The 14089-nt window shown below is 71.4% G+C and carries 11 protein-coding genes; 4 read left to right on the top strand and 7 right to left on the bottom strand.

What is annotated here, in order from left to right:
- The first annotated feature begins 70 nt into the window (after window positions 1-70).
- Together INP57_RS23490 and INP57_RS23495 are read left to right on the top strand one after the other, a co-directional pair.
- Window positions 71-1198: a peptidoglycan recognition protein family protein gene (locus INP57_RS23490; RefSeq protein WP_200072493.1), complete on the top strand. Its 1128-nt coding sequence runs from the start codon at window positions 71-73 to the stop codon at window positions 1196-1198.
- A 418-nt stretch (window positions 1199-1616) separates the two neighbouring features.
- Window positions 1617-2831 carry a metal-dependent hydrolase family protein gene (locus tag INP57_RS23495; protein WP_200072494.1) on the top strand — a complete coding sequence of 405 codons (1215 nt, stop codon included), beginning with the start codon at window positions 1617-1619 and terminating at the stop codon, window positions 2829-2831.
- Here the strand turns inward: INP57_RS23495 and INP57_RS23500 are convergent.
- Window positions 2828-5854, bottom strand: a complete 3027-nt coding sequence (locus INP57_RS23500) for a glycoside hydrolase family 38 N-terminal domain-containing protein (protein WP_200072495.1) — start codon at window positions 5852-5854, stop codon at window positions 2828-2830. The genes INP57_RS23495 and INP57_RS23500 overlap by 4 nt on opposite strands.
- 180 nt (window positions 5855-6034) lie before the next feature.
- On the opposite strand from INP57_RS23500, the gene INP57_RS23505 reads away from it, so the two are divergent.
- Window positions 6035-6298 carry a metallothionein gene (locus INP57_RS23505; protein ID WP_200072496.1) on the top strand — a complete coding sequence of 88 codons (264 nt, stop codon included), beginning with the start codon at window positions 6035-6037 and terminating at the stop codon, window positions 6296-6298.
- Window positions 6299-6870: 572 nt separating this feature from the next.
- Here INP57_RS23505 and INP57_RS23510 read toward each other — a convergent pair.
- A complete protein-coding gene (locus INP57_RS23510; protein WP_200072612.1) occupies window positions 6871-7374 on the bottom strand; it encodes a gamma carbonic anhydrase family protein in 504 nt (167 codons plus the stop codon).
- A 249-nt stretch (window positions 7375-7623) separates the two neighbouring features.
- Here INP57_RS23510 and INP57_RS23515 point away from each other — a divergent pair, with 249 nt between their 5' ends.
- The gene (locus tag INP57_RS23515) at window positions 7624-8133 is read left to right on the top strand and encodes a GNAT family N-acetyltransferase (RefSeq protein WP_307850240.1); all 510 of its coding nucleotides are present in this window, start codon (window positions 7624-7626) and stop codon (window positions 8131-8133) included.
- Between the two features lie 98 nt (window positions 8134-8231).
- Here the strand turns inward: INP57_RS23515 and INP57_RS23520 are convergent, their stop codons facing one another.
- The 5 genes from INP57_RS23520 to INP57_RS23540 form a co-directional block, all read right to left on the bottom strand.
- The gene (locus tag INP57_RS23520; RefSeq protein ID WP_200072497.1) at window positions 8232-9095 is read right to left on the bottom strand and encodes a class I SAM-dependent methyltransferase; all 864 of its coding nucleotides are present in this window, start codon (window positions 9093-9095) and stop codon (window positions 8232-8234) included.
- A gap of 100 nt (window positions 9096-9195) precedes the next feature.
- Window positions 9196-9684, bottom strand: a complete 489-nt coding sequence (locus tag INP57_RS23525; RefSeq protein WP_200072498.1) for an STAS domain-containing protein — start codon at window positions 9682-9684, stop codon at window positions 9196-9198.
- Between the two features lie 225 nt (window positions 9685-9909).
- Entirely contained in the window at window positions 9910-11868 is a 1959-nt protein-coding gene (locus tag INP57_RS23530; RefSeq protein ID WP_200072499.1) for an aconitate hydratase, read from the bottom strand.
- 102 nt (window positions 11869-11970) lie between these two features.
- Complete coding sequence (locus INP57_RS23535; protein ID WP_307850241.1) at window positions 11971-12606, bottom strand: DUF5701 family protein; 636 nt, start codon at window positions 12604-12606, stop codon at window positions 11971-11973.
- Between the two features lie 149 nt (window positions 12607-12755).
- Window positions 12756-14015 carry a helix-turn-helix domain-containing protein gene (locus tag INP57_RS23540; RefSeq protein WP_307850242.1) on the bottom strand — a complete coding sequence of 420 codons (1260 nt, stop codon included), beginning with the start codon at window positions 14013-14015 and terminating at the stop codon, window positions 12756-12758.
- Window positions 14016-14089: the final 74 nt, after the last annotated feature.

Below are 14089 nucleotides of genomic sequence, written 5' to 3' on the forward strand. Positions count from 1 at the left end.
CGGGCAGGCTCTGCTTCCTAGGTTCAGCCGCGATCTTCGCCGATCGCGGCGTCCACTGGGAGGGAACACCATGCCACGCATCCCCGCTGTGCCCCGGCGCACCCTGCTGACCGGGACGTTGGCCGTTACCGCTAGCACTGCCCTGCCCGCTACCGCGCTGTCCGCTAACGAGCCGCCTGCTGCTGGGGCGGGGTTGCCGGTGGCGGCTCCGTCGATCTCGGGAACGTCGGATTGGGACGCCCGCTCCGCCGACGGGAGCATCGAGGTCCTCGACAGCAAGCCGAACAAGATCATCGTGCATCACACCGCGACCGCCAACAGTTCCGACACCTCGCAGTCGCACGCTTTCGAGCTGGCCCGCCAGATCCAGGACTTCCACATGGATTCCAACGGGTGGAGCGACACCGGGCAGAACTTCACCAACACCCGCGGCGGTCATCGGCTCGAGGGCAGGCACAAGAGCCTCGCGGCGCTGCAGGCCGGTGATCAGCACGTGGTGGGTGCGCACGCCGGTGAGCAGAATTCGGTGGCGCTGGGCATCGAGAACGAGGGCACCTACACCAGCGCGTCGGTGCCGGGTGCGTTGTTCGAATCGTTGACCGAGCTGTGCGCCTACATGGTCGCGCAGTACGGCATCGAGGCCGGTGAGATCTACGGGCACCGGGACTTCATGTCCACCGACTGCCCCGGTGACGAGCTCTACGCCAAACTGCCCGAGCTGCGCAGCGCCGTGGCCGCGCGCACGGGGCGTCCCGCGGTGGCGCCGCTGGTGTGGCCGTTGCTGCAACCTGGCGCGGCCGGGCCGCGAGTCACCGCCGCGCAACTGCTGCTGCGCGCCCGCGGTGCCGGGGACGTTCCGGTGGACGGGGTGTTCGGCGCTGCGACTCAGCAGGCCGCCGCGCGGTTCCTGCGCGACCGCGGTTTGACCGGTGCTGCGTGCTCGGGCACCCGTGTGGCCGAGCACGGTGTGTTCGGTGGCACGGCTTGGGCGGCGCTGGCGCCGGTGTTGGCGGTCGACAGTTCCGGGCAGGCGGTGCGTGCCGCGCAGGTGCTGCTGACCGCGCAAGGTCACCACACCGGGCAGGAAACGCGGTTCGGTGCTCGCACGCGCGCAACGGTGCGGGATGTGCAGGCCGCGCACGAGCTCCCGGCCGATGGAGTGCTCGATGAGGCGACGTGGCTGCGGTTGTTGCAGTGATCGCACGCGGCGGTGCCGCCCGGGCGAGTCGGCCCGGACGGCACCGCGCGGTGCGTTCCAGCGCCTCAGCAGAGGGTGTAGCTCCCCCGATCCGAGAGCAGGTCGTCGCGGACGAATCCGTAGTGGGTGTCCTTGAACCGCATCCCCAGGTGTTTCAGCGCCCCCCAAGAACGGGACCCATCATTCATTCCGGAATCGGACCGCGACAATAGCTCTTCGGGGTGAAACCGGGGCGACCGCGAAAAGCCGGAAAGGCGGAATTGCGCATTCCGTTCTCGCGGCGCTGCCCGATCAGCTATGCGGCTGCTTGGACGCGGCAGGGCGCGATCGGGCATGGTCGGACGGCGTCGCACCACGATGCGGACGCACCGGGCCGGACTCCCCCGGCATCTCGAGACCTCCGGAGGGATGCGAACCCGTGACCGACCTGCTCCTGCGCTGCGGCAACCTGCTCGACGTCGAATCCGGCGACTACACCGAAGGCGACCTGCTGTGCGCGGACGGCCGCATCGCCGAAACCGGCCGCGCCCTGACCGCGCCGGAGGGCGCGCGGGTCGTGGACCTGGCCGGCGCGACCGTCCTGCCCGGGCTGATCGACGCACACGTGCACGTCACCGCCGCCACCGCCGATCTCGGTGCGCTGCCGTCATGGTCGCCGTCCTACGCCGCCGCGCACGCCGCGCAGATCATGGGGCGGATGCTCGACCGCGGCTTCACCACCGTCCGGGACGCTTCGGGCGCCGATTTCGGGCTGGCCGATGCGCAGGCAGAAGGTCTGGTCCGCGGGCCGCGGCTGATGTTCTGCGGCAAGGCGCTGAGCCAGACCGGCGGGCACGGCGACACCCGCCCGCGCGGCACCCGGGTGCACGACGGGCACTCGTGCTGCGCCGGGCTCGGGCGGATCGCCGACGGCGTGGACGCGGTGCGCGCCGCGGCCCGCGACGAGCTGCGCAAGGGCGCGCACCACATCAAAGTGATGGCGGGCGGCGGAGTGGCCTCGCCGACCGACCGCATCGACTCCACCCAGTATTCGACCGGCGAGCTGCGCGCCATCGCCGAGGAAGCCGCGGCCGCGAACCGCTACGTCGCAGCGCACGCCTACACCGACCGGTCGGTCAGCCGCGCCCTGCAAGCGGGCATCCGTTCCATCGAGCACGGCAACCTCATCGGTGCGGACAACATCGCCGAATTCCTCGAGCACGAGGCGTTCCTGGTGCCGACCCTGGTGACCTACTGGGCGTTGCAGGCCGAAGGCCGCGATTTCGGCCTGCCGCAGCAGAGCTGGCGGAAAGTCGACGAGGTCCTCGACGCCGGTCTGGCGGCGCTGGAGCTGGCGCACCGCGGTGGCGTGCGGATCGCCTACGGGACCGATCTGCTCGGCGGGATGCACCGGCACCAGAACCAGGAATTCCGGATTCGCGGCGAGGTCCAGCCGCCGCTGGAGATCATCCGTTCGGCCACCAGCACCGCCGCCGAGCTGATCGGCATGACCGGGCGGCTCGGGACGCTGCGCGCGGGAGCGCTGGCCGATCTGGTGGTGCTCGACGGTGACCCATTGGCCGACATCGGGGTGCTGGCCGACCCGGACAACATCCGCACCGTCGTGCAGCACGGGGTGCTCGTGCGCGGCTAGCGTTCTCGCCGGTCGGCGGCCGGGGTGAGCCGCACGGTGACGATCTCGAACGGCCGCAGCCGCAGCGGGCCGGACCGCAGGTCTTCCGGGCCGGCGTCCTGCAGCGGTCGTTCCAGCAGGTCGGTGCGCGTTGCCGAGGCCACCGGGAACGACGGGCGCACCGTGGCCGCCGCGCGCCCGCCCAGGGACTCGTACATCCGCACCAGCACGTCGCCGGAGCGGTCATCGGCCAGCTTCACCGATTCGATCACCACTGCCGCGGAGTCCACCGTCACCAGCGGTGGCACGCTGTTCCCGCCCGCCACGGCCCGCGCGGGCAGGTTGATGCGGTATCCCTCCCGCACCGCCTCGGCGATGTCCGCGCCCACCACGAGCCCGTAGCGCAGCCGATGCCGTCCGTGGTCGGTTTCCGGGTCCGGGAACCGCGGCGCCCGCAGCAGTGACAGCCGCACCGTGGTCGTCGTGGCTGCCTCCGGCCCGGTCGATCGGGTGGCTTCGTGGCCGTAGGTGGAGTCGTTGACCACGGCGTGCCCGTAGCCGGTTTCGCCGACGTGCAGCCACCGGTGCGCGCAGATCTCGAACTTCGCCGCGTCCCACGAGGTGTTGGCGTGCGTGGGCCGGTGCACGTGCCCGAACTGCGTCTCGGCGGCCGAGCGATCGGCGTGCACGTCCAGCGGGAAGGCCGCTTTGAGCAGCTTCTCGGATTCGTGCCAGTCCACGTCGGTGTCCACCTCGACGGTGCGGGCGCGCAGGCTCACCCGCTGGATCACCGCGGAGTCCCCGAAACTGCGGGCCACCACTGCCGTGGTGCCGTCGAGTTCGACGCGGTCGGTCTCGGTGAGGTCGCGAACCCGGTGCCGGTAGAACTCGTCGACGTCCCACGCGTCCCAGGCATTGGGGTGATCCGGGTGCAGCTGCAGCAGGTTGCCTGCCGCGCCCGCGGCCAGCGCCTCCCGGCCGGACTCCAGGTCCAGCACCGAGCTCAGCAGTCCGCGCTCGTCGAGCGTGACCCGCAGCAGACCGTTGTCCAGCACCAGCGCCCCGTCCGGTCGTTCGGTGGCGGTGCTGGCCGCGCGCCCGTCGACCGGGCCTGCGCCGAGCGCGGGCACCCCGTCGCGTTCGTGCGGGGCGGCGTTGAACACCACTTCTCCCCCGCCGCCCGCGGCCAGTTCCCGCTGTGCGGCGGTGATCAGCTCGGTCAGCTCGCCGATCACCCGCTGATAGGTCGCCTCGGCCTCGCGGTGCACCCACGCGATCGACGAGCCCGGCAGGATGTCGTGGAACTGGTGCAGCAGCACCGTCTTCCACAACTCGTCGAGCCGTTCGTACGGGTAGTCGCTGCCCAGGCGGATCGCCGCGGTCGCGCACCACAGCTCGGCCTCGCGCAGCAGGTGCTCGCAGCGCCGGTTGCCCTGCTTGGTGCGGGCCTGCGAGGTGTAGGTGCCGCGGTGCAGCTCCAGGTACAGCTCGCCGGACCACACCGCGGGGCCGCGGTGGTCGGCTTCGGCGGCGGTGAAGAACTCCGCAGGGGATTCCAGCCGCACCTTCGGGGAACCTTCCAGCTCGGCGGTGCGGTAGGCGCGCTCGATCATCTCCCGGGTCGGCCCGCCCCCGCCGTCACCGTGCCCGAACGGCACCAGCGAGCGGGTGGCGAAACCGTGCTCGGCGAAGTTGCTGCTGGCGTGGGCGAGTTCGGCGCCGGAAAGCTCGGCGTTGTAGGTGTCGGCGGGCGGGAAGTGGGTGAACACCCGCGTGCCGTCGATGCCTTCCCACCAGAAGGTGTGGTGCGGGAACTTGTTGGTCTGGTTCCAGGAGATCTTCTGGGTCAGAAACCACCGCGAGCCCGACAGCCGCACCAGCTGCGGCAGCGCCGCGCTGTAGCCGAACGAATCCGGCAGCCACACCTCCTCGGTCTCCACCCCGAACTTCTCCAGGAAGAACCGCTTGCCGTGGGCGAACTGCCGCGCCAGCGCCTCCCCACCGGGCATGTTGGTGTCCGACTCCACCCACATGCCGCCGACCGGCACGAACCGTCCGGCCCGCACCTGCTCGCGCACCCGCTCGAACAGCGCGGGCTGATGGGTTTCCAGCCACGCCAGCTGCTGGGCCTGCGACATGGCGAAGCGCAACTGCGGGTGCTCGCGCATCAGGTCGGTGACGTTGGCGACGGTGCGGGCGATCTTGCGGACCGTTTCCCGCAACGGCCACAGCCACGCCGAGTCGATGTGGGCGTGCCCGACCGCGGAGATCACGTGCGCGCTGGCGTGCGCGGGCCGGGCCAGCACCTCGGCGAGCTCGCCGCGCGCGGCCGGTGCGGTAGCGGCGACGTCGTGCAGGTCGAGCCGGTCGAGCATCCGCTCCAAGGCGCGCAGTATCTCGCCGCGCCGCGGGGAATCCGCGGGCAACTGCCGCATGAGCTGATCGAGCACTTCCGCATCGGCCACCAGCCCGGCCACCGCCTCGTCGCGCACCGCCAGGTCCGCCCGCGCCAGCCGGTACAGCGCGGCACCGTCCGCGCGCCCGCCCAGCCACGGCGGCGGATCACCGAGCCCGGTCGGGCGGAAGTCGTGATCGCCGAGGATCAGCGGGTTCGCGGCGGCCTCGACGAACCACACCTGCCGGTGCCCGGCCTGCTCGCCGCGCAGCGGGATGTGGGCGTTGCGCGGGTTGAGACCCTTGATCGGCACGCCCTCGGCGGTGTGCACGAGCCCTTCGCACTGGAAACCGGGCCGGTCGATGTCGAAACCGAGGTCGACCACCGCCTCGACCGCGGCACCGGCCCAGGCCTGCGGGACGGTGCCGGACAACCGGAACCACGTCGTGCTCCACGGCGGCCCCCACGGCTCGCCGACCGCGGCGGGAGCGTAATCGGCGCGCAACGCCTCCTCGACCGCCACCGGCTCCCCCGGCACGTGCCAGACCGCGACATCCAGCGGCACCGAACGGCGGTGGATCGCCGGGCGCAGCCGCTCGGCCAGCACCCGCTCGAAGCGTCGTTGCACCACGGCGCGATCGTCGTACATGCGATCCCCTCCGGTCGGCAGTGTCGATCAGCCTCGCACAGCGCCGGTGCTCGCGGGATCCACCGATCGCGCAACCGGCCCGTCAGTGCAGGTCACGACGTTCTGCGCCGGGTTGCCGGGGGATGGTCGCGCCCGCATCCTGGTGCCTTCCCCAGAGGTGAACGACATGCGGAGGAAGCAATGGCGACCTGCGAGACCTGCGGCAACGACTACTGGATGAGCTTCGAGGTGCACACCGTCGGCGGCGGGGTGCACACCTTCGACTCGTTCGAGTGCGCCGCGCAGCGGTTGGCGCCGCAATGCGAGCACTGCGGGTGCCGGATCCTCGGACACGGTGCGGAGGTCAACGGCCGGTTCTTCTGCTGCGCGCACTGCGCGCGGGAGTCGGGCATGTCGATGGTCAGCGAAATCCGGGACGCCGTCGGTGCGCACCCAGTGTCATGACGGAACTACCCGCTGTCTAGATTGCATCGTTTCACCCGTGGTTTCGCCGCCGGATCAAACCGCAGACCGTGTTCGTTATCGAGGTGTGACGTAGTCGGTGAAATAACGCCCCGACCAGTGGCGATTACCCAAGTGGCACACCTCGTTGACCCCTTGGACACGCCGGTCCGCAAGGGGATCGGCAGGTGTGGCGGCTGGACCACTACGTAGTGAAGGGATGCCGAAATGGCAGGTCTGGTTCGTTGGCTGGGTGGCATGAATCGCGAGATGGGTCGGGCCCGCACCGTGATGCGGCACCCGCACTCCGCGAGCATGAGCTCGGCCGCCCGTCGCGGTCAGAGCTGAAGGCTCTGTTCGTCAGTCCACAACGACTGAACGTGGCGCAACAAACCGGGTCGCGGACCGGCCACCGACCGCTTGCGGCGGTTCGAGCGCCGGCGAGCACGGTCTGACGCCACCCCAAGTAAGACCCGGGCTCCATTACAACGGGCTTGCTGAATGTGCCGTGGTCCCCGCAGCGGGGCCACGGCACTTCGGTTTTCACGGGGCCTTGCCGCACAGGCCCGGCGCGGTCAGCCGTCCAGCGCCTCGCGATGTCGCGCGGCGTTGCCGAGGTAGTGCTCGGCCGACAGGCGCAGCCCCGCCTTCTCGTCATCGGTCAGCTCCCGGCGCACCTTGCCCGGCGTGCCCGCCACCAGCGAGCCCGGCGGAACCTCGGTGCCTTCCAGCACCACCGCACCCGCCGCGATCAGGCTGTTCTCGCCGATCACGGCGCCGTTGAGCACCACCGAACCCATGCCGACCAGGCTGTGATCACCGACCGTGCAGCCGTGCAGCACCGCGCGATGCCCGACCGTCACGCCCGCACCGACCGTGGCCGGAAAGCCCGGATCGGCGTGCACGACGCAGCCGTCCTGGACGTTGCTGCCCTCGCCGACGGTGATGTCCTCGTTGTCACCGCGCAGCACCGCGCCGTACCAGACGTTCGCTCCGGCGTGCAGCCGCACGCGGCCGATCAGCGTGCTGCCCGGCGCGGCCCAGGCGTCCTCGGCGATCTCGGGCCGATGGCCCTCCATGGCGACGATGCGGACCTCGCCGGCGGGGTCGCCGGTGGATGCTGGCGGGTTCACGGCACCTCCCAAGCTGGCGCGGACACCCGCGCCGGTCGTTTCCCGCAGCACCGTATCCGCACGCGCAGCGAAGATCGCCACCGCCGGTGCGCGAGCCCAGCTGCTCCCGCGGGTGACCGCGAACTTCGCGGTGCCTGCGAGAAATCCTGAAGACCTGCCCGGCGCGATCAGCGACACTGGTTCCACACTGGTTCCGTGGACATCGACATCCGCCGGGCACACGCCGACGAGCTGGCGCTGCTGCCGGGTATCGAGATCGCTTCCGGGGAGTGCTTCCGCGAGATCGGCATGGCCTGGGTCGCCGACGACGACCCGCTGCCGCTGCCCCGGTTGACGGCCGCACACCACCGCGGCGATGTGCGGGTGGCCGCCGCCGCGGCACCGGTGGCGTTCGTGGTGACCGCGCCGCTCGACGACGCCGTGCACATCGAGCAGATCAGCGTGCACCCCGCGCACGCGCGGCGGCGCATCGGCGCGGCGCTGATCGAGCACGTCGCCGAGGCAGCCCGCGCCCAAGGCGCAGCCGCGCTGACCTTGACGACGTTCGGCGACGTCCCGTGGAACGCGCCGTACTACGCACGGCTGGGATTCCGGGAGCTGCCCGCATCGCGGTGCACCGCCGGTCTCGCCGAGCTGACGCGGGAGGAGGCGTGGCGCGGACTCGCCGCGGAGCGGCGGGTGGCGATGCGTCGTGCGTTGCACTGATGCGCCGACCGGAAAGCAGCACGGCGGAATCGTTCGCGCCTCCGCGGCGATGCGAAGGCCAGCGCGCTGCCCAACCCAGGTGTGCCGCTGGGGAAGTCTCAGCGGCTCGCCCGCAGTATGCGGCTGGCGCGCAGCGCCTGGGGCGGTTCGCCCACGAATTCCGCGGAGCCATCGAGGTAACCGGTGATGAGTTCTGCGGCGGAGTGATCATGGACGTCGGTGAGGCCGAGGGAATGCAACTGCGCGGCGATGCCGCCGGGTGTGAAGTAGCTGAACCAGGGTTCGCCGGCAGCGGCCGATCGATTCGCCCGCTCCCGCAGCTGCGCACCGTCCTCGTCGGTGCTTGCCGGCTGCAGGTAATCGAAAACCACCTCGGCCGGACGGGCCTGCCCGGCGATGTATTCGAGGGTGGCGCGAGCGGTCTCCGGGGTCAGGTAGAAGACCACACCGAGCCACACGAACACGGCCGCATCGGACCGGCTGAATCCGGCGGCGTCCAATTCCGTTGCCAGCGCTTGGGTTTCGAAGTCGACCGGCGCGAAGGTCAACGTCCCGGGGCAGTCGATGCCGGCCGCCGCGAGGCGTTGGCGTTTCCACGCTTGGGTGGCCGGGTGGTCCACCTCGAACACGCGCAGGCCCGGGTGCGGATTGCGGTAGGCGAAGGTGTCCAGGCCGGCGCCGAGGATCACGACCTGCCGCACGCCCGCAGCCACGGCCGCGGCCACCCGGTCTTCGGCGAAGCGGGCGCGAGCGGCGAAGAACAAGCGGCGCGGCCGGTAGATCGCGCCGCTACCGGGGCGATCCTCGGTGGGCTCGGGCAGCTCGGCCAGCTCATCGGCGGTCACGCCGAGCAGACGCGCCGCGAGCGGGTCGGTGAGGATGCGGGGCCGGTCGGCGATCTGGTGAAAAGCACGGGCGTAAGCGGTCGCGAGCGCTGTCCGGCTGGGCCCGTCGTCGTCCATGCTGACGAACCTACTCGGGAACCCGGCGCGGTCATCGTGAACTCGGCCACGCCGCGTGCACGATCGAACCGAAAGGTCAGGTTCAGCCGCGAGGGCTGGTTCAGCACCTGCGGCGGAGTTCGGTGACGGCTTCGGCGGTGGTCTCGCGGGAGATGAACCGGTCGGTCAGGCCGGTCAGGCGCATCATCCGCGCCACCGGGCCGGTGCCCAGGACCACGAACATCGGGATCTGCTTGCATTCGGTGCGGCGCTGGGCATGCAGCAGCATGTCCAGCCCGGCGGTGTTGAAGAAGGTCACCTCCGAGAGGTCCAGCACGATCGCCCGCAGCACCGCCGCGGTCAGCCGTTGCCGGATCAGCTCGGTCAGGCGCGGCACGGCGGCCAGGTCGATCTCCCCGCGCATCCGCACGACCACCACTCCCGGGTCGGGGCGCAGCACGCTCAGCCGCAGCGCCCGGGTGTGCGCGGGAGACCCGGTGATCGGCTCGCTCGCTTCCCGCGGTGCGACGATGGCGCCTCGCTGGGCGGCCGTGGACCGAACGCGCCGCTGGTCGCCGGCAAGCTCGCTGTTGCCGCTGTCAGTGCGCATCAACGTTGCCTCCCTGGGCGCTTGTGCCGTCGCGGCGCGCTCACCCGGGCAGCACCGGGTGACCGGGCCGGATGGGCCTGGACGAAGCCGTGAGGGCGGTCGGCCGTGGGCGCGGAAGCCACCCTGCTCGAGACCGTCGATGCTGGTCACGGGTGCATCCGCGGCCGGCTGCCGGCCGCGGTACCTACCGTAGGAGCGCTAGTCCGAGCGCTACAAGCGTTGCCACTAACGTGTGACGACGGAGGGCGAGTCGGCGAGCATGGAGATGACTCCCCCGGCAAGTACGGCCTGCACTTGTCGCTCGGACAGGCTATGACGTGCGGTGATCGTGTTACCGCGAGTGTCGTTACCGATGGTGATGTCGCCGCCGCCGCGCAGCTGCCCCGGCAGGTCCTCGAGCACCAGCACGTCGCCTGCGCAGATCGAGTCGTAGTCGCCGGGGTCGGCGAACCGCAGCGGCAAGATCCCGAAATTGATCAGGTTCTGCCAGTGGATCCGCGCGAACGACTTCGCCAGCACCACCCGCAGCCCGAGATGGCGCGGCGTGATCGCGGCGTGCTCGCGCGAAGAACCCTGCCCGTAGTTGTCGCCGCCGACCACCACGTGCGTGCCCGTCTCGGCGGCCCGCTGCGGATAGGTCTCGTCGAGGCGGGTGAAGGTGAACTCCGAAAGCGCCGGGATGTTCGAGCGCAACGGCAGCGCCCGCGCCCCGGCCGGGGAGATCTCGTCGGTGGAGACGTTGTCCCCGGCCACCAGCAGCACCGGCGCCGCGATCCGCTGCGGCAGCGGATCCAGTTGCGGCAGCGCGGAGATGTTCGGGCCCTTCACCGGCTCGACCTGCTCGGCCTCCTGCTGCGGCGGCGGTTCCACCAGCATCGAGGTGTTCACCGAGGCGTGCTCGGGCAACTCGACCTTCGGGTCCAGCCCGAGCCGCGCGGCCAGCTCCCGCGGATCGGTGATCGCCCCCTCCAGCGCGGCCGCGGCCGCGGTCTCCGGCGAGCACAACCACACCGAATCCTCCCGCGTGCCGGACCGGCCGGGGAAGTTGCGCGGGAACGTGCGCAGCGAGTTCTGCCCCACCGCCGGGGCCTGGCCCATGCCGATGCAACCCATGCACCCGGACTGGTGGATCCGCGCGCCCGAGGAGATCAACTCGAAGGTGCCGCCGATGCGGGTCAGATCCTCCAGGATCTCCCGCGAAGTCGGATTCACGTCGAAGCTGACCTCCGGGCGGGTCTGGCGCCCCTGCACCATGCGCGCGGCGATCGCGAAGTCCCGCAGCCCCGGATTCGCCGACGAGCCGATCACCACCTGGCGCACGTCGGTGCCCGCGACCTCGCGCACCGGCACCACGTTGTCCGGCGCGGACGGGCGCGCGATCAGCGGTTCCAGCGCCGAGAGGTCGATCTCGTCGGTGACGTCGTAGTCCGCGCCCTCGTCGGCCCGCCACTCGGTGAAGGCGTGCTCGCGGTCCTCGCCGCGCAGGAACTCCCGCACCGCCTCATCGGCCGGGAACACCGTGGTCGTGGCACCCAGCTCGGCGCCCATGTTCGCGATGACGTGCCGGTCCATCGCCGAAAGATCCGCGAGGCCGGGACCGTGGTACTCGATGATGCGGCCCGCGCCACCGGAGACCGAGTGCCGCCGCAGCATCTCCAGCACCACGTCCTTGGCCGAAACCCACGGCGGCAGCTCGCCGGTCAGCCGCACGCCCCAGACCTCGGGCATCCGCATCCGCAGCGGCTCACCCGCGATGGCCATCGCCACCTCCAGACCGCCCACACCGATCGCCAGCATCCCCAGCGACCCGGCCGCGCACGTATGCGAATCGGACCCGACCATCGTCTTGCCGGGTTCGCCGAAGCGCTGCATGTGCGTCGGGTGCGACACCCCGTTGCCCGGTTTCGAGAACCACAACCCGTAGCGGCGGCAAGCCGAGCGCAGGAACTCGTGGTCCTCGGCGTTCTTCTCGTCGGCTTGGAGCAGGTTGTGATCGACGTACTGGACGCTGACCTCGGTTCGCGCCCGCGTGAGCCCGAGCGACTCCAGCTCCTGCATCACCAGCGTGCCCGTGGCGTCCTGGGTCAGCGTCTGATCGATGCGCAGCGCGATCTCCGAACCCGGGGTCATCTCGCCGTCGAGCAGGTGCGAGGCGATCAGCTTGTGCGCCAGCGTCCGCGGCATCGCCGGACCTCCTTCACGACCGGGTGCGTTTCCCTAACCGGCGGTCGCCTGCGGCCTACCCCGGCCGTGGTGGCTCGAAACGATCTGTGCCGCGGCGGCGGGTCAGCCGCTGCGGCCCGCGGCGCTGGCGAAGCCGAGCCAGGTGTGCCGGTTGCCCGCCCAGCACCACCCGACCTTCGGCGCGTCGCGGTTGGCCGCACCGTCGCGGCCAGTGCCGTTGCTGATCCAGATCGCCGGGGTCCGCGCGTCCGGCGAACCGCGGAGTCGGTGCTTGCGCGAGGCGATGGTCATGAAGCAGTGGTTGCGTTCGAGCACGTCCGGGCACTGCAGCAGCCAGTGCAGGCCTTCCGTCAGCGTGAGTGGTGTGCGGCCCGCGGCTTCGATCATCGACAGCGCCTCGTTCGGGCTGCATTCGGCCAGGTCGTCGCCGCGGTCGGGGGTTTCGATGCGGTAGGCGGGCGAGTCGGGCAGCCGCACCGAGGGGATCGGGGCGAATTCGTCCACATCGGACATGTCGGTGACCACGAAGCCGTGCTTGCCGCCGAGTTCCACCAGCGGCGCCAGCTTGGAGATCGGTGCGGCGGGCAGCACCAGCAGCGAACCGGGCACTTCGGGTGCGGCGGCTGCGCGTAGTCGTGTTGCGGACACGCCGGCGAGTTCGTGCACGCCGAAGTCGATCAACCGGTCGGCTTGGCGGGCGAGATCGGGCAGCTCGGGCACTGGGTACACTTCGGGCACTGGGCACACCTCCGTGGACGGCCGGACTGGGCGACAACGAACCGGCGCGCGACCGAGTTCCCCGCAGAACGGATTTGCAGCGCCCACCCCACTACCGCCGAGCCCTTGCGCCCCCGAGTCATGTGGCCCGGATCCTGCCGCAGAGCGCCTCAGCGCAATCCCGGTGCCACCGACCCAGGCAGCGCCACCCCGTCATCGGGCAGCAGCACCTGCACCTCGACGGTGAACCGGTACGGCCGGTGCGCCAGCACGCCCGCGAAGTGCCGCCGCAGCCGGGACATCTCCGCGCGGATCGTCACGGTGCGCTCGGCGTCGCCGAACAGGTCCGCGGCCAGCTCGGCCGCCGATCGGCCCCGCGGATGCCGCGCCAGCAGGTAGAGGATCTCGGCGTGGCGCGGCGTCAGCGGCTGGTCCCAGCTGCCGCTCGGGCCGTCGAGCCGCAGCAGCGGCCGGTGCGGCGCGCGCAGATCAAGCTTCGCCTCCGCGGGGCCGGCCGCGGCGTCCGGTTCCAGGCGGATCAGCCAGCCACCGGGCACCGGTTCGCACGCGCACGCGCCGAACGCGGGCAGCCAGGTGCGCTGCCCCGGGTCGTTCGGCAGCAGCACCCGCTCCACCGGGGCGACGCCGCCGGCGGCCGCGACCCACCCGTGCGGGTCGGTGACCAGAGCTTTACCGCCCGCCCCGGCCAGCGCGGGCACCGCCACCGCGCGCAACCGCTCCAGCTCGGCGCGGTGGGCCCGGCCGAGTTCGGACTCGGCCAGCTTCGCCGCCGTCGTGGCCAGCGCCAGCGTGCTCGGGTGCACCGTGCGGATCGGGCCGCTCAGGTCCACCACCCCCAGCACACCGCCGTCGCGCGGATCGCGCACCGGCGCGGCCGCACACGTCCACGGGTGGTGGCTGCGCAGGAAGTGCTCGGCCGAATACACCTGCACCGGGTGGCGCACCACCAGCGCGGTGCCGATCGCGTTGGTGCCCACGGTGCGCTCGGCCCAGTCCGAGCCGGGCACGAAGCCGAGCCGGTCGGCCTGCTTGCGCACCTGCGGGCTGCCCTCGCGCCACAGCACCCGCCCGTCGCCGTCGGCCAGCACCATGATCGTGGCCGACTGCTCGGCGATCGCGGCCAGACTCGCCCGCAGCGTTTCCAGCAGCTCCGGCAGCCGGAACCGTTCGCGGCGCAGGGTCAGCTCGCCTTCGTCGAGCAGCCGCACCTGCCGCGCACGGTCGGGGTCCATGCCCGCGCCCAGCAGCCGCTTCCAGGAATTGCCGATCACCCGGCGGGGGCGGCGTCGCGGGCGGCTGCCGGAGAACGCGTCGGCGTGCATCCGAGCTAGTTCGCGGGCATAGCCCCGGGGGTCGGCACCTGCCGGGACGGCGGTTTCCAAGGCGTCGGTGCTCTCGTCAGTGCGCACGGGTTCGCTCCTCACGCATTCGCCCCAGTGTGCTGCGCCACACCGCGGCGGTAAACCGTGCGCGGGCTTTCACT

Origin of the sequence: Saccharopolyspora galaxeae, from assembly GCF_016526145.1 — a bacterium.
In the GTDB taxonomy this organism is placed as follows: Bacteria; Actinomycetota; Actinomycetes; order Mycobacteriales; family Pseudonocardiaceae; genus Saccharopolyspora_C; species Saccharopolyspora_C galaxeae.

What these genes read in the sequence shown, in the direction of transcription:
- INP57_RS23525 (WP_200072498.1), bottom strand. Translation starts at nt 9,684, where the DNA reads ATGCGCACTGACAGCGGCAACAGCGAGCTTGCCGGCGACCAGCGGCGC.
- INP57_RS23505 (WP_200072496.1), top strand. Translation starts at nt 6,035, where the DNA reads ATGGCGACCTGCGAGACCTGCGGCAACGACTACTGGATGAGCTTCGAG.
- INP57_RS23510 (WP_200072612.1), bottom strand. Translation starts at nt 7,374, where the DNA reads ATGGAGGGCCATCGGCCCGAGATCGCCGAGGACGCCTGGGCCGCGCCG.
- INP57_RS23490 (WP_200072493.1), top strand. Translation starts at nt 71, where the DNA reads ATGCCACGCATCCCCGCTGTGCCCCGGCGCACCCTGCTGACCGGGACG.
- INP57_RS23530 (WP_200072499.1), bottom strand. Translation starts at nt 11,868, where the DNA reads ATGCCGCGGACGCTGGCGCACAAGCTGATCGCCTCGCACCTGCTCGAC.
- INP57_RS23520 (WP_200072497.1), bottom strand. Translation starts at nt 9,095, where the DNA reads ATGGACGACGACGGGCCCAGCCGGACAGCGCTCGCGACCGCTTACGCC.
- INP57_RS23500 (WP_200072495.1), bottom strand. Translation starts at nt 5,854, where the DNA reads ATGTACGACGATCGCGCCGTGGTGCAACGACGCTTCGAGCGGGTGCTG.